We start from the raw sequence: 20,742 nt of genomic DNA on the forward strand, positions 1-20,742 counted from the left end.
TGCAGAGCACAAAATCTGGTAGCTCAAGATCATGATCATCTTTTCCGATCTCGACGGGACGCTGCTCGATCACGCGACCTACTCCTTCGACGCAGCCCGGCCTGCGCTCGATGTCGTCAAGGCTAACGGCATCCCGCTCATTTTCGCAACCAGCAAGACGGCTGCCGAGATCGAGCCGCTGAGGGAAGCGACCGGCATTCACCTGCCCGCGATCGTCGAAAATGGCGCTGGCATCGCCTGGCCTGGCCATGCCGACGGACAGGACAATGCGTATCAACAGATCCGCGCCGTGCTGGACAGGATGCCGAAGCCGCTTCGCGTGCTCTATCGCAGCTTCGGCGACATGGACGATGCCGAGGTGGCAGAGCGCACGGGCCTGTCGTGCGAGGGGGCCAGCCTTGCCCGTCGCCGGCTCTTTTCCGAGCCGGGGCTGCTTTCCGGCAGCGCTGACGAGCGCGCCGCATTTCTGGATGCGCTCAAGGCGGAAGGCTTGTCTGCGGTGCAGGGCGGACGTTTCCTGACGATCTCGGCCGGTGCCAGCAAGGCCGATCGCATGGCGGACATCGTCGCATGGCACGAAGTGGAAACTGGGCGGCCAGGCAGGCCGACGCTGGCACTCGGAGACGCGGCCAACGACATCGCGATGCTTGAGGCGGCCGATTTCGGCGTGATCGTCGCAAACAGCGCCCACCCGCCGCTTGCGCCGCTGGCGGGCGAGCAGACCGGGCGGATCAGCCGTACCGAAAAAGAAGGTCCGGCCGGATGGAACGAGGCGGTGCTCTCGTTCATTCGGCGCGTCGGAGCGATCGAGAAGGGGACAGCACAATGACCGATTTTCACCAGACAGGCGCGATTGCGACCCTGCACAATCTCACGCGCCGGCCGGTCGAGGAGATGGAGCGCGAACTCGTCGCCTTCAGCGAAAACAGGCCGATCTCGTTGATCCTGCCTTCGCTCTATTCGGAGCTCGAGGGCGAGGCACTACCGTTGATCCTCGATCACCTGACGAAGGTGCCGTATCTGAAGGAAATCATCATCGGCCTCGATCGGGCGAGCGAAGCGGAGTTTCACAAGGCCAAGGAGTTCTTCGGTCGTCTGCCGCAGCACCATCGCATTTTATGGAACGACGGGCCGCGGCTGACCGCTATCCATGACAAGCTGATGGAATACGGCGTTGCGCCGACCGAGTTGGGCAAGGGCCGCAACGTCTGGTACTGCATGGGCTACGCGCTGGCGTCCGGGCGATCGGATGTGGTGGCGCTGCACGATTGCGACATCGTCACCTACCACCGCGAGCTGCTCGCGCGCCTGGTCTATCCCGTTGCCAATCCGCGCTTCGGCTATGTCTTTGCCAAGGGCTTCTATTCCCGCATCGCCGACGGCAAGCTCAACGGGCGCGTGTCGCGCCTGCTGGTCGGACCGCTGCTCGATGCTTTGGAAAAGACCATCGGACCCCAGCAATACATCGATTATCTGGCTGCCTTCCGCTATCCGCTCTCCGGCGAGTTCGCGATGCGCATGGCGACCATTCCGGATATCCGTATTCCGACCGATTGGGGCTTGGAAATCGGGGTGCTGTCGGAGATGCGCCGCAATGCCAGCCAGCGCTCCATCTGCCAGGTTGATATCGCGGACGTCTACGACCACAAGCACCAGGACCTGTCGCAGGACGATGCGGAAAAAGGCCTGTCGCGCATGTCGATCGACATCACCAAGGCCGTGTTCCGCAAGCTCGCGACGGAAGGCGTTACCTTCACCTCCGGCACGTTCCGCTCGGTCAAGGCCACCTATTACCGGGCGGCGCTCGACATGATCGAGAGTTATCACGCAGACGCTGTGATGAACGGCCTCCGGCTCGATCGCCACCGGGAGGAGCAGGCCGTTGAGCTCTTTGCCGGCAACATCATGAAGGCCGGCGAGATGTTCCTCGAAAATCCGATGGAGACGCCGGTGATCCCCAATTGGCGGCGGGTCAATTCAGCCGCGCCAGGCATTCTCGATGATCTGCGCGATGCGGTGGAGGCCGACAACCGCGGCAGTTAAGCGTTAAGCGGTTCGGTTGGCGAGCCAGACGCACTGATAGGGGTGAAGCTCGATGGCGGTGCCGATTTCGGCATCGATCTCGTTGCCGCTCAAAAGATCCGTCCAGGTCTCGCCCTTGATCAGGTTCAGGCTGACGAGCGGCAGCGTGATTGCACGATCGGTCACGTTGTGGATGGCGAAGATCGATTGCCCGCGGTCGATGCTCTGGCGCCAGACGCCGAAGAGGCCTTCTCCCAGTTGCAGCGTGAACTGCGTCGCATTGGGGTGAAACGCCTTCTGGGCCGTGCGGATGTCGATCTGACGCTTGAGTTCGCCAAGCACGATGGCCTGTTCGCTCTCCGGGCCCGACAGTCGCTCGCTCAACGTCGCGTAATCCCACTGGTGGCGGTTGAGCGACCGGTTGTGGCCCGTGCGGGCGCGCCGATCGTGGTCGTTGGGGGTGGCGAGCAGGCTGTGGATATAGAAGGCGGGCATGCCTTCGAGCGCCATCATGATCGTCTGCGAGCACAGGAAGCGCTCGCGGCGCCATTCGTCCGGCGTGCCGTCGATCTTGCCCTGGAAGGCGTCGAAAAGCGCAATATTCATCTCATAAGGCCGGTAGGTGCCGTCCGGCATGGCGCGCAAAGACACCGCGCCGCCGAAGGCTTCCACGGCGGCGATCATCTTGGCGATCTCGTCGTCGGGCAGAAGGCCCTCGGCTGGTCGGAGGCCAATGCCGTCATGGGATGCGACGAAATTGAAATAGAAGCAGCCGGCAGGCGCCGGCGGCATCGTCATCTGCCAGCGGTTGAGCGCTGTCGCGTCGCCCGAGAGAAGCGCGTGAACGACAAGGGGCGGAAAAGAGAAATTATAGACCGCATGGGCCTCGTTGCGGTTCCCGAAATAGGAGAGGTTCTCCATGTTCGGAACGTTGGTTTCCGTAATCAGAAGCAGCGGCACCTCGGCGTAGTCGGCGAGCGTGCGCATCAGCCGGACGATCTCGTGCGTCTGGGGCAGGTGGATGCAGTTGGTGCCGATCTCCTTCCAGACGAAGGCGACGGCGTCGAGCCGGATCGTGCGCACGCCGCGATCGATGTGAAAACGCATGATGCGCAGAAACTCGATCAACATCTCCGGATTGGCGAAATTCAGATCGACCTGGTCTTCGGAGAAGGTACACCAGACGTGTCGCTCGCCATGCGCCGTTTCCACCTTCCGCAGAAGCGGATGCGGACGTGGACGCACGACGGCGGAAAGATCGGTCGCGGGGTCGACTTCGACGAAAAAGCCGCTACCGGGCTCCTCGCCGCGCAGATACTGCTTGAACCAGAGCGATGCAGAGGAAACGTGGTTCAGCACCAGATCGGCCATCAACCGGTAGCGCCGGCCAAGCCTCTGGAGGTGCTTCCAGTCGCCGACATCGGGGTTGACGCTGTAATAGTCGACGACGGCAAAACCATCATCGGAGGTGTAGGGAAAGAACGGCAGGACGTGGACGCTGTTCACGCTGCCATCGAGATGCGTATCGAGAAAATCCTGCAGCAGCGCGACGGGGGCGGTCTTGCCGTCGATCAGCGAATTGCCATAGGCGATCAGAACGGTGTCGCGCTCGCTCCAGGGCGGCTGGTTGGTCAGACGACCTTTGCTGCGCGGCTTGGCCTTGCCGCTTTCGGGCCAGAAGGCGGCAATCATCGCATCGGTCAGAGCAGCGCTGTCGCGCTCCGGGTAGATGAAGGCGAGATGGCTTTCCAGGCGCGAACGGAGAAATGAGGGCATCGATCAAACTTACCGCGCTGCAACAGCAAAACTCAATGGGTTAAGCAGGAACGTGGCTCAAGTGCGGCGGGGCGCCATACGGCGCGTCGCGAGATAGACGCACACGCCACCGGCAATGGCGGCAAGCAGGATGATGACCAGCACGGTGTCGTAGCCACCGAATTCCCAGACCAGCGATCCGAAAAACGGCGCAACCGCAATGCCGAGCAGGTAGGGCGCCGCGAGCGCGCCGGCGACCGCGCCGAAATTGGTCGCGCCCATGGATTCGCGCGTGATGGCAGGCTTTGCGATGCTCATGACGCCGAAGCAGGCGCCCTGCAGCAGAACGAACCCCGCCACGAACAGGGGAACCGCTGCGGCGGCGATCAGGGCCAGCGTCGCGAGCGTGATGCCGCTGAAGCAGGCGAGCACGATCGCCCTGTTGGATGTTCTATGGGCGGTCAGCATCATCGCGATCCGACCGACGACCTGCATTGGCCCGATCATGGAAGCCGCAAAGACCGCGCTCGACGCATCGAAGCCGCGTTCGCGCAAGAGCGGCAGAATATGGTTCAGGATCACCCCGTGATTGATCGCGATCAGCGTGAAGCCGGCAGCCAGCAGCCAGAAGGTTGCGCTGCGAAGATGTGCGCTCCCATGATGGAGCCCTTTGGGTGCGCTCGAGGTGCTCGCGCGGCGGAAGCCGGTTTCGAAATGGCGCGCGCCGAACCACATGAGCGGTGCGGCGATGAGGATGATCAATCCGGCATAGGTCATGGCAGCCACCCGCCACGAAGCTGCTTCTGAGACGTAGTGGCCGAGCGGAAACGACAGCGTGCCGGCGAAGCCCGCAACCAGCGTGACCAGAGTTATCGCGCGTGTTGCCGTCGGGCCGATCGCGCGGGTCATAAAGGCGAAGGTCGGTTCATAGAGGCCGCCGCCCATTGCAATGCCGATCACCGTCCAGGCCAAGTAGAACTGCCAGAGTGTTTGTACCTGCGACAGCGCGAGCATCGTCAAACCGCCAAGCAGAATGCTGCCGGTGAGCACGAAAGGGCCGATGCCTCTGTCGATCAGCCGACCGACCAGGGGCGACACCAGCGCCGAAGCGACGATGGCAAGAGTAAGCGCGCCGGTCAGTGCTGGCTTCGACCAGCCGAAGTCTGCCTCGAAACGCACGAAAAGCGCCGGAAACGCATAGAATGTGCCGCACCAGATCAGCGTTTCAGCGATGGCGATGGCGGCGATCGCCCATTTGTCGGTGCGGTGCATGTGGTTCCCGTCTCGCCCGTCAGGCGGCCGTGTCGGTGTATCGCTTGACGACGATGCCGGCCGTGAAACCATGCACGATCGATGACAGGACGATGACAAGTGCCGTCGCCGCCCACAATTTTTCCATGTCCGCGAAGGCTGCGTGCCCACCGGCAAAGGCCATGTAATAGATCGAACCGACACCGCGCACGCCAAAAAAGGCAACGTCGTTTCGCGCCTGGCCGCCGAGCGAGGTGCCCACGAGCGACAGCCATGCAATGACTGGGCGGATCACGAAGATCAGGAGAGCGGCAAGCGTTGCAAGGCGCCAGTCGATCAGCGGCAGGAGATCGAGGAACACGCCACCCAGCATGAACAGCATGACGGCGGTCAGCGCGTATTCCAAAGGCTCGATGAAGTCGTGGAGCTTGCGATGATAGACGTTCTCCGGCTCGTAGCGCCGGATCGTCAGACCGGCGACGAAGACGGCGACGAAGCCATAGCCCTCCACCAGTTCGGTCGTGCCGTAGCACAGGATAACGGCGGCAAAGGCGATGACGCCAGCGCCGGACTTGGCGATCGGGTTATGGCTCGGGATGGAAAAGACGATGCGTGAGAGGATGTAACCGGTGACGAAGCCGCCGGCGATGCCCATGGCGATGCGGTAGACGACATCGCGCAACAGCCATTCGAGCCCCCACTCAGCGGGTACGAAACCCTGCGCCGCAACGATGATGGCCAGATACACGAAGGGGAAGGCGAGCCCGTCATTGAGCCCGGCCTCGGTCGTCAGCGCAAGGCGCACCGGATGCTCGTTTCCCCGCTGCGGCGGGCCGACCTGGAGGTCGCCGGCCAGGACCGGATCGGTCGGCGACAGCGCGGCTCCGAGCAGGATCGCACCGGCGATCGACAGGCCGGCGAAGGCCCAGCCGGTCAAGGCAACAGCCGCAATCGTCAAAGGCATGGCGATGAGCAGCAGGCGCATGGTCGGCGTCAGCAACTGCCGGTTGAAGCGCGTATCGATCCGAATGCCAGCGCCGAAAAGCGCCACGATAACGGCAAATTCGCTGGCAATCTCCCACAGATACCCATCCTCGATCGGGTGCAGGATGTCTGGCATGCCAGGAAAGAAGGTGTAGGCAACGAGCCCCGATGCGATCAGCAGGGCGGAGGCGGCCGGCTCCCAGCCGGGGATGAAGCGGGGGAACCAATAGGAGTTGACGACGCTCGCGCCGATTACGAGAAGCAGGACATGGTAGCTGCTGAAATCGAACATGCATATCCAGGGCGGCGGTTGCCTGGTGGAATCGTGCCGCTTGTCCTGTCTATAGCGTCTCTCCGCGCGCGATGACGACGCCTTTCTCAATCGGTCGCACGCATCGCGGCGAATTGCGAGAGATGAACGCCGCCCGTCAGATGTGCGAGAAATTGCGTGGTCCGCAACCGGTCCATCACTGGCCCCTTCACCTCGCTCAGATGCAGGCGAATACCGGAATCCTTCAGTCGCTGATTGATCTCTTCGAGGCTTTCCAGCGCGCTTGAATCGATGGCGTTTACGGCCGAGCACATGAGGATGACGTGGCGCAGCGCTGGCCGTTCGGCGACAAGTTCGGCGATGCGGTCTTCGAGGAAACGGCTGTTGGCGAAATAGAGGCTCTCATCCACCCGCACCGTAAGCACATGGGGCACTGTCTGCACCTGATGGCGGTCGACGTTGCGGAAATGCTCGGTGCCCTCGACATTGCCGACGATTGCGATGTGTGGGCGGCTCGTACGGTGCAAATGCAGGACGAGCGAAAGGACGACGCCGAGCACCACGCCAGGCTCGACGCCGAGCAGCAGCGTGCCAATGATCGTGGCAGCCATGGCGGCGAAATCGGTTCTCGAATAGGCCCAAAGCCGCCACAGCGCACCGAAATCCACGAGTGAGAGCACGGCGACGATGATCGTGGCCGCCAGCGTGGCGCGGGGCAGATCTGCGAGAAACGGTGTGAGGAACAGCGTCGCCAACGCGATGCCGAGCGCGGTGAAAAGACCGGCAGCGGGCGTCTGCGCGCCTGCATCGAAGTTGACGACGGACCGGGCAAAGCCGCCTGTCACAGGGTAGCCGGCCGAGAGGCCCGAGGCGATGTTGGCGGCGCCAAGCCCGATCAGTTCCTGGTCCGGAACGATGCGCTGGCGGCGCTTGGAGGCGAGCGTCTGTGCAACCGAAACGGATTCGACGAAGCCGATCAGACTGATCAGCAGCGCCGGAACGAAGAGTGCCTGCACGACGCCGAGATCGATTACGGGCCAGCCGGGGACCGGCAGACCTTGCGGGATTTCGCCGACGAGGGCGATGCCACGTGCACCGAGATCGAGAAGCTTCACGGCAACGACGGTGACCAGAATAGCGAAAACCGGACCTGCCTTCGCGATCATGTCGGCCGGGCGCGAGCCGAGACCGAGGCGCATCAGCATGGCTTTGAGGCGCAGGCGGATGGCGTAAAGGAAACCGAGCGTAAGCACGCCCAGAACAAGCGTCGGGACATTGATCGCCTGGGCGTTGGCAAACAGCGCAGTGCCGATTTCCGGCAGCGTGTCCCCGCGCACGGGAACGCCGAGGATCGTCCCGAACTGGCCGATGGCAATCAGCAAGCCCGATGCGGTGATGAAGCCGGAGATCACCGGATGGCTCAGGAAATTGGCGAGAAAGCCGAGGCGCAGGATTCCCATGACGAGCAGGATCGCGCCGGAGAGTAGCGCAAGGACGATCGCGGCCGTGAGATAGTCTGCCGTGCCTGCAGCCGCCACTTCGCCCACGGCCGACGCCGTCATGAGTGAGACGACGGCCACCGGGCCGACGGCAAGCGTGCGGCTTGTGCCGAAGACGGCGTAGGCGGCGAGCGGAAGGATCGATGCATAAAGCCCGACCTCCGGTGGCAGGCCCGCGAGCATGGCGTAAGCCAAAGACTGCGGAATCAGCATGATCGTCACGATGACCGCCGCCAGCAGATCGTCCGCAAAGGTCACGCGGCTATAGCTGCGGCCCCAGGTCAGGATCGGAAAATAGTGGTGGAGCGCGGCCATGGACCAGGTGCCTTTCGTTCGAAAATCAGCCGTTCAGGCCCTGCGCGGTTGCGGCAGGGCGCCGATCATGCGCGCGCCCCACATGCCGATCAGCATGGCCGGGACAAACGCCAACGTGCCAATCGCACCAAGACTGAGCGCGGTCAGTGCAGGACCTGGGCAGAAGCCGCCAAGGCCCCAGCCGATGCCGAAGATCGCCGGCCCGATGAGGATGCGGCTGTCGATGTCGGTGCGGGTCGGCAAATGGAAGCGATCGGCCAGAAGCGGCTTGTCGCGCTTCAGCACAAAGCGGTAGCCGATGAAGGCGACGATGACGGCGCCGCCCATGACGAAGGCGAGCGACGGATCCCAGGTGCCGAAGACATCAAGAAAATTAAGAACTTTTGCCGGGTCGGACATGCCGGAGATGACGAGGCCGACGCCGAAGAGCAGACCGATGACGAGATTGATGAGAATGGACATGGTGCTGTTCCTCAGAGGACGTGGTGCGTCACGAACACCGTGACGAAGGCGGTGGCCATGAAGACGATTGTCGCAACGAGGGACCGGGCCGAAAGGCGCGAAAGGCCACAGACGCCGTGGCCGGAGGTGCAGCCATTGCCGTAGACCGAGCCGAAGCCGACCAGCAGGCCCGCCGCCACCATCAGGGCGACATTGGAGGACACCGTTTGCGTGACGGGTGCGCCGGTTGCGAACCCATAGGCGAGCGGTGCGGCGATCAAGCCGATCACAAAGGCGAGGCGGCTTCTAAAGCCAGCGTCCCCATAGGGCGGAAGCAGGCGCCCGGCGATACCGCTGATGCCTGCGATACGTCCTTCAAAAGCCATCAGCAGCACAGCGGACAGGCCGATGAGCGCGCCGCCGGCAAGCGAGGCGAGGGGAGTGAATTCGGTCATGGTTCAAGATCCGATCGGGGCTAGGGCGAGGCCCCGGGCCAAGGGAAAGTGTCAGGGCTTTTCGCAGAACATGCGGTGCATCATCGCCACGAACTCCGCGACGCGCGCATCTGCGAGGCTGTAGAAAACGGATTTCGACTCCTTGCGGCCGGCGATGAGGCCGGCTTCGCGCAGTTCGGCGATTTGCTGGGAGAGGCCGGGCTGGCGAATGCCGAGCCCGTCCTCCAGTTCGCGCACGGAACGTTCGCCTTCAACGAGCGCGCAGACGATCATCAGCCGGTTGGGGTTGGAAAGCTTTTTCAGAAAGTCGGATGCTTCGCCGACATTCTTCAGCATGTCCTCGACGGCTGCGGTGGTGAGTTCGCTCATCCGTCGGTGTCCCATGGTGCGCCGCCGAGAGCATCGAGCGGCAGTTTGAGATAGCGCCGGCCATTGCTCTCCGGCTCGGGCAGGCGACCGCCATTCATGTTCACCTGCAGGGAATGCAGGATGAGTTTCGGCATGGGCAGGGTCTTGTCGCGCGCCTCGCGGATTGCGACGAACTCGGCCTCGGACTTCGCTTTCGAGATGTGCGTGTTTTTCGCTTTCTGTTCAGCGACGGTCGACTCCCAAAGCGGCTCGCGGTCGTCCGGCTGGTAATCGTGGCCGGTAAAGATGCGCGTGTCGTCGGGAAGCGCCAGGATTGCCTGGATCGAGTTCCAGAGCCGAGAAGCGCTGCCGCCGGGAAAATCCGCGCGCGCCGTGCCGCTGTCCGGCATGAAAAGCGTATCATGCACGAAGGCGGCATCGCCGATCACGTAGGTGATCGAGGCAAGCGTGTGGCCGGGTGAGAACAGGATATTCCCGTCGATCCCGCCCAGCTTGAAGGTCTCGCCCTCGGCGAAGACCTTATCCCACTGCGACCCGTCGGCCGGGAAGTCCGGCCAGTTATAGATGTCTTTCCAGAGCTTCTGGACCTCGACGACCTTCTCACCGATCGCCGTCGGCGCGCCAGTCTTTTCCTTCAGGTAGCGGGCGGCGGAGAAATGATCGGCGTGGGGATGCGTGTCGAGGATCCACTGAACCTTGAGCCCGTGCCTTTCCACATAGGCCAGGATTTTGTTGGCGTTCTGCGTGCCCGTCGCACCAGATTTTTCATCGAAATCCAGGACCGGATCGATGATGGCGCAATCCTTCGTCGCCGGATCGGAAACCACATACTGGATGGACGAAGTGCGCTTGTCGAAGAAGCCGGCCACATCCGGGCGTTGTTTCTTTGCTGCACGCTTGGTGAGCCACGCCTTGACGCTGCCGAGGTCGGCGCCGTGTTCGGCTGCGAGTGCATCAAGGTCGTCGAGCGTCATGCGGCCATCCAACACTTCGCCTGCTGCCCAGAGTCCGAGCGAACGGCCGCCGAGCCTGCAATGGGCGAGAACCGGCCCGTCAGCGCCCTCAAGTGCCTTCTGGAACTGGCGAATGCGGTCTTCCGTCACGACGCCGGGCGTCATGGGAATGTAGACGAAGTCCATGCTGCGTGATTTTGCCGCTTTGCGCGCGGCTTCCAACGCCGGCTGGTCATCTGCCTCGCCCGAGACGCGGTTGTTGATCACGCGGGTGACGCCTGCCTGCCGGGCGCGATCGAAGTCGGCCTCGCTGGGCTGGCCGGAAATCCATAGCTTGTCGGTGATCTTTTTCATGTCGTCATCTTTTCGGTAGTGTCATAGGAGACGGTGTCGGCTTGGTAACGACTAAGTAATATCGATTGCAAAAAAATGCAATAGAAAATTTGCATGTGATGAGGCCGGGATGAGATTGGAGCTCCTCAAGGGATCGGCGATCGGCCCGCATCTGGCGGATCTTGCGCGATTGAGAACGACCGTCTTTCGTGCCTTTCCGTACCTTTACGAAGGCTCCGATGCCTATGAAGAGCGCTATCTCGCCACCTATGCCAGGTCAGCGGATAGCGTTTTCGTTCTCGCATTCGATGGCGAGCGGGTGGTCGGTGCGGCGACCGGCATGCCCATGGCCGACGAGACGGACGAGGTGCGGGCGCCCTTCCTCGATGCCGGATGGCACGTCGATCGCATCTTCTATTTCGGCGAATCCGTGCTCCTGCCGGACTATCGCGGGCAGGGGATCGGCGTACGTTTCTTCGAGGAACGCGAGGCCTATGCAACGAGCCTCAACCGGTTCGACTGGACGGTGTTCTGCGGGGTGATCCGACCAGACGATCATCCATCTCGCCCGGCCGATTACGTCCCGCTCGACGATTTCTGGCGCAGACGGGGCTATGCGCCGCTCACGGCTCTAGAAACGGCGTTCAGCTGGCGTGACATTGGCGACGACGTGGAAACGGCCAAGCCCATGCGGTTTTGGGGCAAGCGGATCGGTTAGAGCTTCAAACGCCGAGCCACTTCTTCTGGACGGCCTTGTCGGCAATGATGTCCGCGGACGAGCCTTTCCAGACGGTCTCGCCGCGTCCGATCACATGGACGTCGTCAGCAAGCTCCGTCGCGAAGCCAAAGTTCTGTTCCACCAGCACCATGGTCATGCCGGCGGCCTTCAGTTCCGAGAGCTTCTCGTGGATCTGGCGCACGATGATCGGCGCGAGGCCCTCTGTCGGTTCGTCAAGCAGAAGCAGTCGCGGATTCATGAGCAGCGCGCGCGCAATCGACAGCATCTGCTGTTCGCCGCCCGAGAGTTCGTTCCCCCCGTTCGACAGGCGACGCGAGAGGTTTGGGAAGAAATCGAGCACCCGCTCCATGGTCCATTCGGCATTGGCCGGCGCCAGGCGCGTGGCGAGTTGCAGGTTCTCCTTGACCGTGAGCGATGGAAAAATGTCGCGCGTCTCGGGCACATAGGCGATGCCGCGACGGGCAATGTCGAATGTCCGCTCGCCAGCGATATCCTTGCCTTCGATCCGGATTGAGCCGCGCGTTGCCGGCAGCAGGCCCATGATGGCCTTCATGGTCGTCGTCTTGCCGGCGCCATTGCGGCCGAGAATAGCGAGCACGCGCCCTGCGGCAGCGCGCAGGTTGAGGCCGTAGATGACCTGAGTTTCTCCGTAGCCGGTGTGGAGGTCGTCGATCTCAAGCATCCGCGCGCCCGCCCAGATAGATTTCGTTGACGAGGCTGCTGCCGCGCGTCTCGTCCGGTGTGCCTTCAAAAACGAGTTCGCCGTAATTGAGCACGCTGACGCGGTCCGCGACATCGAGCGCGAGATCCATATCGTGCTCGATGATCACCACCGTCAGGTCGCGGGGCAGCGTCTTCAGCAGGCGGTGAAAGCCGTGGATCATCTCTGGGCCGACGCCGGATGTCGGCTCGTCCATCAGAATGACGCTCGGATCGGTCGCCAGCGCAAGACCGACTTCGAGCTGCCGCCGTGCGCCATAGGAAACCGCATCGACCGGATGGTCCAGAAGTTCAGACAGCCCGACCTTAGCCGCTACATCGCAAACCTTGGCCAAAATATCGGTGTCGTTCAGCGTATCGCGCAGAAACCAACCCGATGCCCCGGATGCTGTTGCGACCGCCAGCGCCAAGTTCTCCTTGAGCGTCAGCTCGGTGAAAAGGTTGTTCTTCTGGTAGGAGCGGGCAAGTCCGCGTTTTGCCCGCGCTTCCACCGTGTCGCCCGTCACATCGCGGCCATCGAGGTGGATCGTGCCGGCGGATGGCTTCAATTCGCCGACGAGGATGTTGAAGAGCGTGGTCTTGCCCGCACCGTTGGGGCCGAGGATGACCCGGCGTTCGCCCTTCTCAACCAGGATCGTCACGTCATTGGTGACGTTGATCTGGCCGAAGGATTTCTTGAGGCCACGTGCTTCAAGCATGGCTGGCATCCTTCTCGGCGGCGACATCGAGTGCAGAAGCCTTGGGGGCTACCTTCTTGCGGCGTTCCAGCAGGTGTTCGATCTGGCCGTAGGCTCCGCGGTTGCCGAGCACGACGACGAGAATGAGGACGAGGCCGACGACTATGTGCCAGTAGCGGGTGACCTCGCTGACTTCGTGCTGGAGGAAGACGAAGAGCACGGCGCCAACGGCAGCGCCGACCAGGGTGCCAAGCCCGCCCAGGATGACGATGACGAGCGCTTCGCCGGACATCATCCAGCTCATCATTTCAGGCGAAACGAACATGGTTTGCTGCGCGGCGATCGTTCCAGCGAGGCCTGCCAGCGCCCCTGAAATGCCGAAGGCGAACGCCTTGTAGCGCAGTACCGGCAGACCAAGCGCGCGCATGCGCACCTCGTTGGAGCGGATGCCGACGAGCGTGCGGCCGAAGCCGGAGCGCATGATGAAGGCGGCGACAGCGTAGGACAGCGCCGCGAAAACGATGGCGAGAAGCGCGAATTGCAAGGAATCGTTCGTATCGATGCCGATCATCGACAGATCGAGGCGGGCGACGCCCGACATGCCGTCATCGCCGCCGAGCGCGCGGTTCTCGAAGGTGTAGACATAGACCATCTGGCCGAAGGCGAGCGTCGTCATGATGAAGAAGATGCCGCTGGTGCGCGACGTGACGGCGCCGACGAAGAGCCCGAACAACCCGCTTGCCGCTATGGCGGCAACCAGAGCGATGAAGGGCGAAATGCCCATCATGCCGGTCAGGATGGCGAAGACATAGGCGCCGATGCCGAAGATGGCGCCGTGGCAGAGCGAGACCATGCCGCCGTAGCCGGCCACCATGTCGAGGCTGATGGCCAGGATGACGAGATAAGCCGCCTCGATCACCAGTTCGCGGCCATAGAAGCCTGCAAAGACGGTGTAGATCGCCATGCCGATGAAGAGGAGGAGGATGGTGACGGTTTTGATCGTGGTCTGGTGAAACATGATGCCGCCCTCACGCCTTTGCCGGAAACAGGCCAGCCGGCCGGAAGATCAGCACCGCAGCAAGAAGAGCGTAGATTGCGATTGACGCCAGTTGCGGCGCAAGCACGGCGCCGAAGGTCTGGATGAAGCCGACGAGCAGCGAGCCCGCGATGGCGCCCTTGAGGCTGCCAAGGCCGCCGATGACCACGACGATCAGAACCGGGATCAGAAGCTGAGTGCCCATGCTCGGTGTCACTGAAAGCACCGGCGCCGCGACCGCTCCTGCAAGTCCAGCCAGCGCGCAGCCGATGCAGAAGACGATGAAAAACAGGCGCTCCACATTGATGCCGAGGCAGGCGGCCATCTGGTCGTTGTCGACGCCGGCACGGATCATCGCGCCGATCTGGGTGCGCGAGAGCAGAACCCAGAGGCCGGCCATGACGGTTAGGCCGAGGCCGATGATAAAGAGACGGTAGGTTGGATACGCGACGCCCAAAACTTCCGAGCGGCCCGTAAAGAGCTGCGGTTCCGGTATAGAGAGCGCGAGATCGCCCCAGATGATGCGCGTGATGTCGAGAAGCACAAAGATGAGGCCGAAGGTGACGAGCACCTGGTTCATCGGCCCGGCTTTTCGCATGCGCCGGATGAGGCCGAGATAGAGCACGACGCCGGCCAGCGCGACGGCGATCGGAGCCAGCAGAAACGCGCCCCAGTACATGCCGGTCAGCGCGAAGGCCGACACGCCGACATAGGCGCCAAGCGCATAGAGCGCGCCATGGGCGAGATTGACGAAATGCATCAGCCCGAAGATGACGGTCAGCCCGATCGACAGGAGAAAGAGCAGCATCGACAGCTGGAGGCCGTTCAGGGCCTGCACGATCCAGAAGTTCATGGCGTCCGCTTCGGTCCGGTAGGGATAAGGGTGGCGGGAACACGAGAGCTCCCGCCATTCATGCGGCCGGCGTCGCGACGGGCGACGCCTCAGGCAACCGTTTGCGGCTTAAAGTTCGCAGCCGTTCGGTTCGTCGCGAACGGCTTCGACCGTATCGAGCAGTTCCTGCGTCAGCTTGCCGTCTTCGCCTTCGACGATGTCGTAGATGTAGACGTTCTGGACGATGTTGTTGGTGGCCGGATCGATTTCGAGCGGACCGCGCGGACCGGTGTACTGCACGTCCCGCAGCGCTTCCGTGATGGACTCACGATCCGTGGCGCCGGCTTTGACGGCTTCCACGAGCGCGCGACCGGCGTCGTAACCCTGAACTGCGTATTCGGAGGGCAGGCGGTTCGCCTTGGTCTGGAAGGCTTCGACAAAGGCCTTGTTTTCCGGCGTATCGAGCGTCGGCAGGTAATGCAGCGACGTGATGACGCCCAGTGCTGCCGGACCTTCGGCGTCGAGATAGAGCTGCGACGTCAGGAAGCCTGAGCCATAAAGCGGCGTCTCGTCCTTGATGCCGAAGGAATCGTACTGCTTGACGAAGTTGATCGCCTCGCCGCCGGCATAAAAGACGAAGATCGCGTCCGGATCGGCAGCCTGCGCCGTCGTCAAGTACGGTCCGAAATCCTGTGTCTGGCCGAAGGGCGTATAGTCCTGGCCGAGCACTTCACCACCGGCGGCCTCGAAGGCCGTGACGAAGGCGCCGATGTGCTGGCGGCCGGCGGCGTAATCGGGAGCGAGTGTGTAGACGGTGCGCACGCCCTGATCATAGAGCCACTGGCCCATGGGGCGGTTGACCTGCGCATTCGAGAAGGACACGCGGGTGATGTATGGGCTGCAATCGGCGCCGGTTGCTTCGTCGTTACCGGCGTTGGAAACGATCAGCGGCGTCTGCGACTGATCGACGAAATCGCGGATGGCTGCCAGAACGCCCGAAGAAACGAGGCCCGTCAAAACATCAACTTCGTCCTGCAGGACGAGCTTGCGGGTGGCCGCGACGCCGACCTGCGGCGAGGCCTCGGTGTCCTCACGAATGATGTTGAAGCGATCCGTCATGCCCGCTTCTTCAAGCGCCAGTACGAAGCCTTGATCGATCTCTTCGCCAAGCGAGGCGTAGACGCCGACATAAGGCAATATCATGCCAACATCGATCACGTCTTCCTGCGCCATCGCAGTCGTCGCGCTGATTGCAAACGCGCCCGCCAATGCAGATTTTACTGTCAGATTCATCGTGTTCTCCTCCCGTTTTCTCCTCGGCCGAGCTTTCCCGTTCGTGAACCGGAAAGCAAGCGGCCGTCTCCTCCACCCAAACTCTAATCAAGCAGAGAGCAGCATTCAAGCAATATAATGCACAGTCATCCAGATTTCGGTATTGCGTGTCCATCTATCTGAACAATCTGCACAATTCAGCTCGGATACGCTGTTTTACGTGTCGTGGTCCGGCAAAAGAATAGGCATTATCTTGCAACATGCGGTTTGCTGGGCCATAGTGCCGGTATCGGAAGCGGCGGGGGAGATCGCCGTTTCGGCCGTTATAGCGGTGCCGATGTGCTTTAGAAAAATGGGAGGACTGGCGTTGCGTAGGGAGAACGCGAACGCTGCGGAATTCTTCGTGGATCGCCACGTGGAAACGCAAGCAGCCGACAAGAATGCCTTCGTCGAAGGTGTCGATCAGGGCAGGTCCCTGACCTATCGCCAACTTGCCGAGCAGGCCGGACGCATGGCTTTGCTTTTCGAGCGCCACGGGCTCACCCGGGAAGACCGCGCCGCGATGATCGTGCTCGACACGATCGAGTTTCCGGTGATTTTCTGGGGCAGCCTGAAGGCGGGCATCGTGCCGGCCCCGTTGAACACGCTGCTCTCTGCCGATCTTTACGCCTTCATCTTACGCGACAGCCGCGCCAAGGCGCTGTTCGTCTCCAAGGCGTTGCTGCCGGTGGTCGAACCCGTGCTCAAGGAAATGCCGTTCTTGAAGGCTGTCTTCGTGATCGGCGGTGATGGCAGCGAAGGTTACCTCGATTTCGCAGCGGAACTGGATGCCAGCGCGTCGTCGCCGGACACGCTTGAGGTCTGCGGCGACGAAACGGCTTTCTGGCTCTATTCCTCGGGCTCGACGGGCGCGCCGAAAGGGGTTCGGCACGTTCATTCCAGCCTGCGTGCGACCTACGAGACCTACGGCGTCCAGGTTCTTGGGATCCGGCCCGACGACGTCGTCTTCTCGGCGGCAAAACTGTTCTTCGCCTATGGTCTCGGCAACGGCATGACCTTCCCGATGGGCGCCGGAGCGACGGCAGTTCTCTATCCGGGTCGGCCCGTGCCTGCGGATCTCTTTGCCGTCACCGAGCGCGTGCAACCGACGATCTTCTACGGTGTGCCGACGCTTTACGCCTCGATGGTGCAGGCCATGCGCGATGGACGCCCTGCGGGGTTTCAGCGTTTGCGCCAGTGCGTTTCCGCAGGCGAAGCGCTGCCCGAGGAGGTCGGCAAGCGCTGGCAGGCGATCACCGGCGTCGACATTCTGGACGGTGTCGGGTCCACCGAGATGCTGCACATCTTTCTCTCCAACGCGCCTGGCTCGGTCGCCTACGGCACGTCCGGGTTCGCCGTGCCTGGCTATGAACTGCGTCTCGTGGATGAAGCAGGCGCCGACGTGCCGGTCGGCGGTGTTGGCGAGCTTCTGGTCAAGGGCCCCTCGGCTGCCGACGGCTACTGGAACCAGCGGGAGAAATCGCGCAGCACCTTCGAAGGCCATTGGACGCGGACAGGCGACAAATACGAACGGCGTGACGACGGTCGCCTCGTCTACTGCGGCCGCACCGACGACATGTTCAAGGTATCCGGCATATGGGTGGCGCCGTTCGAGATCGAACAGGCGCTGATCACGCACCCCGCCGTGCTCGAAGCCGCGGTCATTGCGCAGAAGGACGAGACGGGGCTGGACAAGCCCAAAGCCTTCGTTGTCGTGAAAGACAAGCCTGCGCCCGCCGATCTCCGTGACGTGTTAAAGGAGCATGTGAAGGAGAAGGTCGGGAAATGGAAATACCCGCGTTGGATCGAGATCGTCGACGAGTTGCCGAAGACCGCGACAGGCAAGATCCAGCGCTTCAAGCTGCGCCAGCAGGAGGTTGCATGACCATGCGCTGGGAGACGGGCAGCGAGCTTACGATTCAGGCTGGCGGCAAGAGGCTGGAGGCGCGGTGCTTCGGGCCTGCGCCCGGCGATAAGCCAACGATCGTTATGCTGCATGAGGGCCTCGGCTCGGTCAGCCTCTGGCGCGACTTTCCGGAGCAGCTTGCAGAGCGGACAGGCTGCGGCGTCTTAGTCTATTCACGCGCCGGCTATGGCAAGTCCGAGGCCGCGGAGCTGCCGCGTCCGCTCGACTACATGACGCGGGAAGCGGTCGATGTGTTGCCGGAGGTGCTCGATGCTATCGGCTTCCAGGAAGGCGTGCTTCTCGGGCACAGTGACGGCGCCTCGATTGCGGCGATCTATGGCGGGAGCGTTCAGGACCACCGGGTTCGCGGTCTCATTCTGATCGCACCGCACTTCTTCACCGAAGCGGAAGGCTTGGCCGCCATTGCCGAGGCCAAAATTGCCTATGAAACCAGTGATCTTCGCGAGAAGCTCGCGCGGCATCACGCCCAAGTGGATGTGGCGTTCAATGGATGGAACGAGGCCTGGCTCGATCCTGCGTTCAAGGCATGGAACATCGCCGAGGTGATCGACTATTGGCGCATTCCCGTGCTCGCGATCCAGGGCCGAAACGACCAGTACGGGACGCTGGCGCAGATCGAAGAAATTGAGAACCGCATCTATTCGCCGGTCGACGTCGAAATCTTCGACGATTGTCGGCACGCGCCTTTCATCGACCAGAAGGACAGGACGCTCGACGTCATCTCCGACTTCGTCGCACGGCTCGACCGGATCGAGCACAGTAAAGTGGAAATCGCATGAAACTGGAAAGCTATGTCGGGGGCCAATGGCGCGCCGGCGACGGTCACGCACGGGCGTTCATCAATCCGACCACCGGCGAAGCGCTCGGTGAAGTGGTCGATGGGGGCTTCGACATTGCGGAGGCACTGAATTTTGCGCGCGAGAAGGGCACGACCGCATTGTCCTCCATGAGCTTTGCCGAGCGCGGCAATCTCCTGCGCGGCATCGCGGATGTGCTGACGGCAAATCGCGAGAAATATGGCGAGATCGCTCGGCTGAACTCGGGCAACACGGCGGGTGATGCGGCGATCGACATTGATGGCGGCATAGCGACGCTCAAGGTGTATGCCCGCTACGGCAAGACGCTGGGTGACGCGCATGCGCTCATGGAACCGGGCCAGGATCAGCTGGCCAAGGAGCCGGTTTTCTTCGCGCGGCACGTCTGGACCACTCGACCGGGCGTTGCGCTGCAGATCAACGCCTTCAACTTCCCATCCTGGGGCCTGTGGGAGAAGGTATCGACTGCGTTGCTCTCTGGCGTCGCCAGCGTCGCCAAGCCTGCCTCAGCGACGGCGTGGCTTTCGCACGAAATGGTGCGCGACGTGATCGCCGCCGACATTTTGCCCGCCGGCGCGCTTTCGCTCGTTTGCGGTAGCGGCGCCGGTCTTGCCGATCACCTCGGTGCGATGGACAGTCTCGCCTTCACGGGGTCGGCCGATACGGGGCTGAAGCTGCGCTCGGGTGAGCGCCTGTTGGAAAGCGGTGCGCGGGTCACGATCGAGGCCGATAGCGTCAACGCGACGATCCTCGGGCCAGACGCCGCGCCGGGAACGGCCGTGTTCGATCTCGCGGTTCGGGAAGCGGTGAAAGCGCTGACCGTGAAAGCGGGGCAGCTTTGCACCAATATCCGGCGCATTCTCGTTCCGGCGCAGCATCGGGCGGCATTCGAGGAGGCCGTCGCGGCCAAGCTCGACCAGATCGTGGTCGGTGATCCGGCACTCGAGACTGTCCGGATGGGCCCGCTTGTCGATCTCAAGCAGCGCGATGCGGCGCTTCGCGGTATCGAGGCGCTGAAATCCGAAGCGAGCGTCATTCGTGGCGGCGACATTGGGCAGGCGGAAGGCGCGGACGCGCAAAAGGGTGCCTTCCTGCTGCCGACGCTGCTGCGATGCGACGATCCCGGTGGTGCGCGGATCGTGCATGAGACGGAAGTGTTCGGGCCGTGTGCGACGGTCATGGCCTATGAGCATGCAGACGACGCGGTGCGGCTCGCGGCAAAGGGTGGCGGTTCGCTCGCCGTCAGTCTCTTTTCCGATGACGTTGCAGTCCAGGCGCAGATGGTTGCCGGGCTCGCTCCGTGGCACGGCCGGCTTCTGGTCATCGACGAGATGGTCTGGAAGAACCACACGGGCCACTCGATCGTCATGCCGCAGTGCGTGCATGGCGGCCCGGGGCGGGCCGGTGGCGGCGAGGAGTTGGGCGGCCTTCGCGGGCTTCGCTTCCACATGCAGCGTTCCGCCATTCAGGGCTCGCCTGGGCTCTTCGAGGCGCTGCAAAGCGATGCGGTCGAAGCCAATCTTTGAAACCGCGCGAGCGCAGGCGGCCCATCGGGCGGCGCATAATTGGCCGCTGCCACCGGAGCCCTATCTGCCGGGCCTGACGAAGCGGCCGGATGGCGACGATGACGTGCATCGGATTGCGGCGCTGGCGCCGAACCCGACCGATCCGCTCCTGTGGCGGGAGAATGTCGCTTATCTCGCTGGCTTCAGGCTCTATGGGGCGGGTTTTGGATGGGAAGCGCATGAAGTCTGGGAGCCTGTCTGGATGCATGCTTTGCCCCACACTGCGGAACGCTACCTGCTGCAAGGGCTCATCCAGCTTGCCAATGCCCGGCTGAAATTCGCGATGAAGCGCGATCGGGCGGGCGGCAGGCTGGTGGGGATTGCGGCCGGGCTGCTCGAACACGCCGATTATGCGGCACGGGGAGAGGACGTGATGGGCGTCGATCTCCCGACGCTTCTCGGAGACACCCGTCTCGCGAGCGATATGCCGGGGCGAACACCGGAACTGCATTATAATGCATAAATTGATATT

20 protein-coding genes are annotated in these 20,742 nt (G+C 62.6%); 7 read left to right on the top strand and 13 right to left on the bottom strand.

All coding sequences use genetic code 11. From position 1 onward, the window contains the following. Positions 1-31 precede the first annotated feature (31 nt). Positions 32-829 carry an HAD-IIB family hydrolase gene (locus tag PU133_RS06205; protein WP_404863921.1) on the top strand — a complete coding sequence of 266 codons (798 nt, stop codon included), beginning with the start codon at positions 32-34 and terminating at the stop codon, positions 827-829. After that, the gene (locus PU133_RS06210) at positions 826-2,043 is read left to right on the top strand and encodes a glycosyl transferase (RefSeq protein ID WP_404863922.1); all 1,218 of its coding nucleotides are present in this window, start codon (positions 826-828) and stop codon (positions 2,041-2,043) included. The genes PU133_RS06205 and PU133_RS06210 overlap by 4 nt, the downstream gene beginning before the upstream one ends. A gap of 3 nt (positions 2,044-2,046) precedes the next feature. Here PU133_RS06210 and PU133_RS06215 read toward each other — a convergent pair whose 3' ends face one another. The 8 genes from PU133_RS06215 to blh all read right to left on the bottom strand — a co-directional run bounded on the left by PU133_RS06215 (position 2,047) and on the right by blh (position 10,669). Further along, the gene (locus tag PU133_RS06215) at positions 2,047-3,798 is read right to left on the bottom strand and encodes a sugar phosphorylase (protein WP_404863923.1); all 1,752 of its coding nucleotides are present in this window, start codon (positions 3,796-3,798) and stop codon (positions 2,047-2,049) included. A 57-nt stretch (positions 3,799-3,855) separates the two neighbouring features. Beyond that, entirely contained in the window at positions 3,856-5,049 is a 1,194-nt protein-coding gene (locus tag PU133_RS06220) for an MFS transporter (protein ID WP_404863924.1), read from the bottom strand. Positions 5,050-5,068: 19 nt separating this feature from the next. Continuing rightward, positions 5,069-6,304 (bottom strand): cation:proton antiporter, encoded by a 1,236-nt coding sequence (locus PU133_RS06225; RefSeq protein WP_404863925.1) that lies wholly within the window; start codon positions 6,302-6,304, stop codon positions 5,069-5,071. Between the two features lie 86 nt (positions 6,305-6,390). Further along, a complete protein-coding gene (locus PU133_RS06230) occupies positions 6,391-8,097 on the bottom strand; it encodes a SulP family inorganic anion transporter (RefSeq protein WP_404863926.1) in 1,707 nt (568 codons plus the stop codon). A 33-nt stretch (positions 8,098-8,130) separates the two neighbouring features. Continuing rightward, positions 8,131-8,559: a YeeE/YedE family protein gene (locus PU133_RS06235; RefSeq protein ID WP_126008734.1), complete on the bottom strand. Its 429-nt coding sequence runs from the start codon at positions 8,557-8,559 to the stop codon at positions 8,131-8,133. 11 nt (positions 8,560-8,570) lie between these two features. Next, positions 8,571-8,993, bottom strand: a complete 423-nt coding sequence (locus tag PU133_RS06240) for a YeeE/YedE family protein (protein ID WP_404863927.1) — start codon at positions 8,991-8,993, stop codon at positions 8,571-8,573. A gap of 51 nt (positions 8,994-9,044) precedes the next feature. Further along, on the bottom strand, positions 9,045-9,362 hold the full coding sequence (locus PU133_RS06245) for a helix-turn-helix transcriptional regulator (protein ID WP_126008738.1): 318 nt from the start codon (positions 9,360-9,362) through the stop codon (positions 9,045-9,047). Continuing rightward, positions 9,359-10,669, bottom strand: a complete 1,311-nt coding sequence (blh, locus tag PU133_RS06250) for a bifunctional sulfur transferase/dioxygenase Blh (protein WP_404863928.1) — start codon at positions 10,667-10,669, stop codon at positions 9,359-9,361. Before blh ends, PU133_RS06245 begins: the two co-directional genes overlap by 4 nt. 109 nt (positions 10,670-10,778) lie before the next feature. Here blh and PU133_RS06255 point away from each other — a divergent pair, with 109 nt between their 5' ends. Further along, entirely contained in the window at positions 10,779-11,366 is a 588-nt protein-coding gene (locus PU133_RS06255) for a GNAT family N-acetyltransferase (protein WP_404863929.1), read from the top strand. 4 nt (positions 11,367-11,370) lie between these two features. Here PU133_RS06255 and PU133_RS06260 read toward each other — a convergent pair whose 3' ends face one another. From PU133_RS06260 to PU133_RS06280, 5 genes are all read right to left on the bottom strand, one after another. Next, positions 11,371-12,069 (bottom strand): ABC transporter ATP-binding protein, encoded by a 699-nt coding sequence (locus PU133_RS06260; protein ID WP_404863930.1) that lies wholly within the window; start codon positions 12,067-12,069, stop codon positions 11,371-11,373. Then, positions 12,062-12,805: an ABC transporter ATP-binding protein gene (locus PU133_RS06265; RefSeq protein WP_404863931.1), complete on the bottom strand. Its 744-nt coding sequence runs from the start codon at positions 12,803-12,805 to the stop codon at positions 12,062-12,064. The genes PU133_RS06260 and PU133_RS06265 overlap by 8 nt, the downstream gene beginning before the upstream one ends. Beyond that, the gene (locus PU133_RS06270) at positions 12,798-13,802 is read right to left on the bottom strand and encodes a branched-chain amino acid ABC transporter permease (RefSeq protein WP_404863932.1); all 1,005 of its coding nucleotides are present in this window, start codon (positions 13,800-13,802) and stop codon (positions 12,798-12,800) included. The genes PU133_RS06265 and PU133_RS06270 overlap by 8 nt, the downstream gene beginning before the upstream one ends. A gap of 10 nt (positions 13,803-13,812) precedes the next feature. After that, on the bottom strand, positions 13,813-14,673 hold the full coding sequence (locus PU133_RS06275; protein ID WP_404863933.1) for a branched-chain amino acid ABC transporter permease: 861 nt from the start codon (positions 14,671-14,673) through the stop codon (positions 13,813-13,815). 108 nt (positions 14,674-14,781) lie between these two features. Further along, positions 14,782-15,945 (bottom strand): ABC transporter substrate-binding protein, encoded by a 1,164-nt coding sequence (locus PU133_RS06280; RefSeq protein ID WP_404863934.1) that lies wholly within the window; start codon positions 15,943-15,945, stop codon positions 14,782-14,784. 331 nt (positions 15,946-16,276) lie between these two features. Here PU133_RS06280 and PU133_RS06285 point away from each other — a divergent pair, with 331 nt between their 5' ends. From PU133_RS06285 to PU133_RS06300, 4 genes are read left to right on the top strand one after another with little or no spacing between them, the layout of a single operon-like run. Beyond that, on the top strand, positions 16,277-17,848 hold the full coding sequence (locus PU133_RS06285) for a benzoate-CoA ligase family protein (RefSeq protein WP_404863935.1): 1,572 nt from the start codon (positions 16,277-16,279) through the stop codon (positions 17,846-17,848). After that, entirely contained in the window at positions 17,845-18,669 is an 825-nt protein-coding gene (locus tag PU133_RS06290) for an alpha/beta fold hydrolase (RefSeq protein ID WP_404863936.1), read from the top strand. Before PU133_RS06285 ends, PU133_RS06290 begins: the two co-directional genes overlap by 4 nt. Continuing rightward, the gene (locus PU133_RS06295) at positions 18,666-20,231 is read left to right on the top strand and encodes a 3,4-dehydroadipyl-CoA semialdehyde dehydrogenase (protein WP_404863937.1); all 1,566 of its coding nucleotides are present in this window, start codon (positions 18,666-18,668) and stop codon (positions 20,229-20,231) included. The genes PU133_RS06290 and PU133_RS06295 overlap by 4 nt, the downstream gene beginning before the upstream one ends. Then, positions 20,209-20,733 carry a DUF309 domain-containing protein gene (locus tag PU133_RS06300; protein ID WP_404863938.1) on the top strand — a complete coding sequence of 175 codons (525 nt, stop codon included), beginning with the start codon at positions 20,209-20,211 and terminating at the stop codon, positions 20,731-20,733. Before PU133_RS06295 ends, PU133_RS06300 begins: the two co-directional genes overlap by 23 nt. Positions 20,734-20,742 lie beyond the last annotated feature (9 nt).

The sequence above is a fragment of the Georhizobium sp. MAB10 genome, from assembly GCF_045012825.1.
Taxonomy (GTDB): Bacteria; Pseudomonadota; Alphaproteobacteria; order Rhizobiales; family Rhizobiaceae; genus Georhizobium; species Georhizobium profundi.

Coding starts and splice junctions, on each gene's coding strand:
- PU133_RS06225 (WP_404863925.1), bottom strand. CDS start 6,304: ATGTTCGATTTCAGCAGCTACCATGTCCTGCTTCTCGTAATCGGCGCG.
- PU133_RS06245 (WP_126008738.1), bottom strand. CDS start 9,362: ATGAGCGAACTCACCACCGCAGCCGTCGAGGACATGCTGAAGAATGTC.
- PU133_RS06275 (WP_404863933.1), bottom strand. CDS start 14,673: ATGAACTTCTGGATCGTGCAGGCCCTGAACGGCCTCCAGCTGTCGATG.
- PU133_RS06300 (WP_404863938.1), top strand. CDS start 20,209: ATGCGGTCGAAGCCAATCTTTGAAACCGCGCGAGCGCAGGCGGCCCAT.
- PU133_RS06215 (WP_404863923.1), bottom strand. CDS start 3,798: ATGCCCTCATTTCTCCGTTCGCGCCTGGAAAGCCATCTCGCCTTCATC.
- PU133_RS06210 (WP_404863922.1), top strand. CDS start 826: ATGACCGATTTTCACCAGACAGGCGCGATTGCGACCCTGCACAATCTC.
- PU133_RS06265 (WP_404863931.1), bottom strand. CDS start 12,805: ATGCTTGAAGCACGTGGCCTCAAGAAATCCTTCGGCCAGATCAACGTC.
- PU133_RS06235 (WP_126008734.1), bottom strand. CDS start 8,559: ATGTCCATTCTCATCAATCTCGTCATCGGTCTGCTCTTCGGCGTCGGC.
- PU133_RS06230 (WP_404863926.1), bottom strand. CDS start 8,097: ATGGCCGCGCTCCACCACTATTTTCCGATCCTGACCTGGGGCCGCAGC.
- PU133_RS06295 (WP_404863937.1), top strand. CDS start 18,666: ATGAAACTGGAAAGCTATGTCGGGGGCCAATGGCGCGCCGGCGACGGT.
- PU133_RS06285 (WP_404863935.1), top strand. CDS start 16,277: ATGGGAGGACTGGCGTTGCGTAGGGAGAACGCGAACGCTGCGGAATTC.
- PU133_RS06280 (WP_404863934.1), bottom strand. CDS start 15,945: ATGAATCTGACAGTAAAATCTGCATTGGCGGGCGCGTTTGCAATCAGC.
- blh (WP_404863928.1), bottom strand. CDS start 10,669: ATGAAAAAGATCACCGACAAGCTATGGATTTCCGGCCAGCCCAGCGAG.
- PU133_RS06290 (WP_404863936.1), top strand. CDS start 17,845: ATGACCATGCGCTGGGAGACGGGCAGCGAGCTTACGATTCAGGCTGGC.
- PU133_RS06255 (WP_404863929.1), top strand. CDS start 10,779: ATGAGATTGGAGCTCCTCAAGGGATCGGCGATCGGCCCGCATCTGGCG.
- PU133_RS06220 (WP_404863924.1), bottom strand. CDS start 5,049: ATGCACCGCACCGACAAATGGGCGATCGCCGCCATCGCCATCGCTGAA.
- PU133_RS06240 (WP_404863927.1), bottom strand. CDS start 8,993: ATGACCGAATTCACTCCCCTCGCCTCGCTTGCCGGCGGCGCGCTCATC.
- PU133_RS06260 (WP_404863930.1), bottom strand. CDS start 12,069: ATGCTTGAGATCGACGACCTCCACACCGGCTACGGAGAAACTCAGGTC.
- PU133_RS06270 (WP_404863932.1), bottom strand. CDS start 13,802: ATGTTTCACCAGACCACGATCAAAACCGTCACCATCCTCCTCCTCTTC.
- PU133_RS06205 (WP_404863921.1), top strand. CDS start 32: ATGATCATCTTTTCCGATCTCGACGGGACGCTGCTCGATCACGCGACC.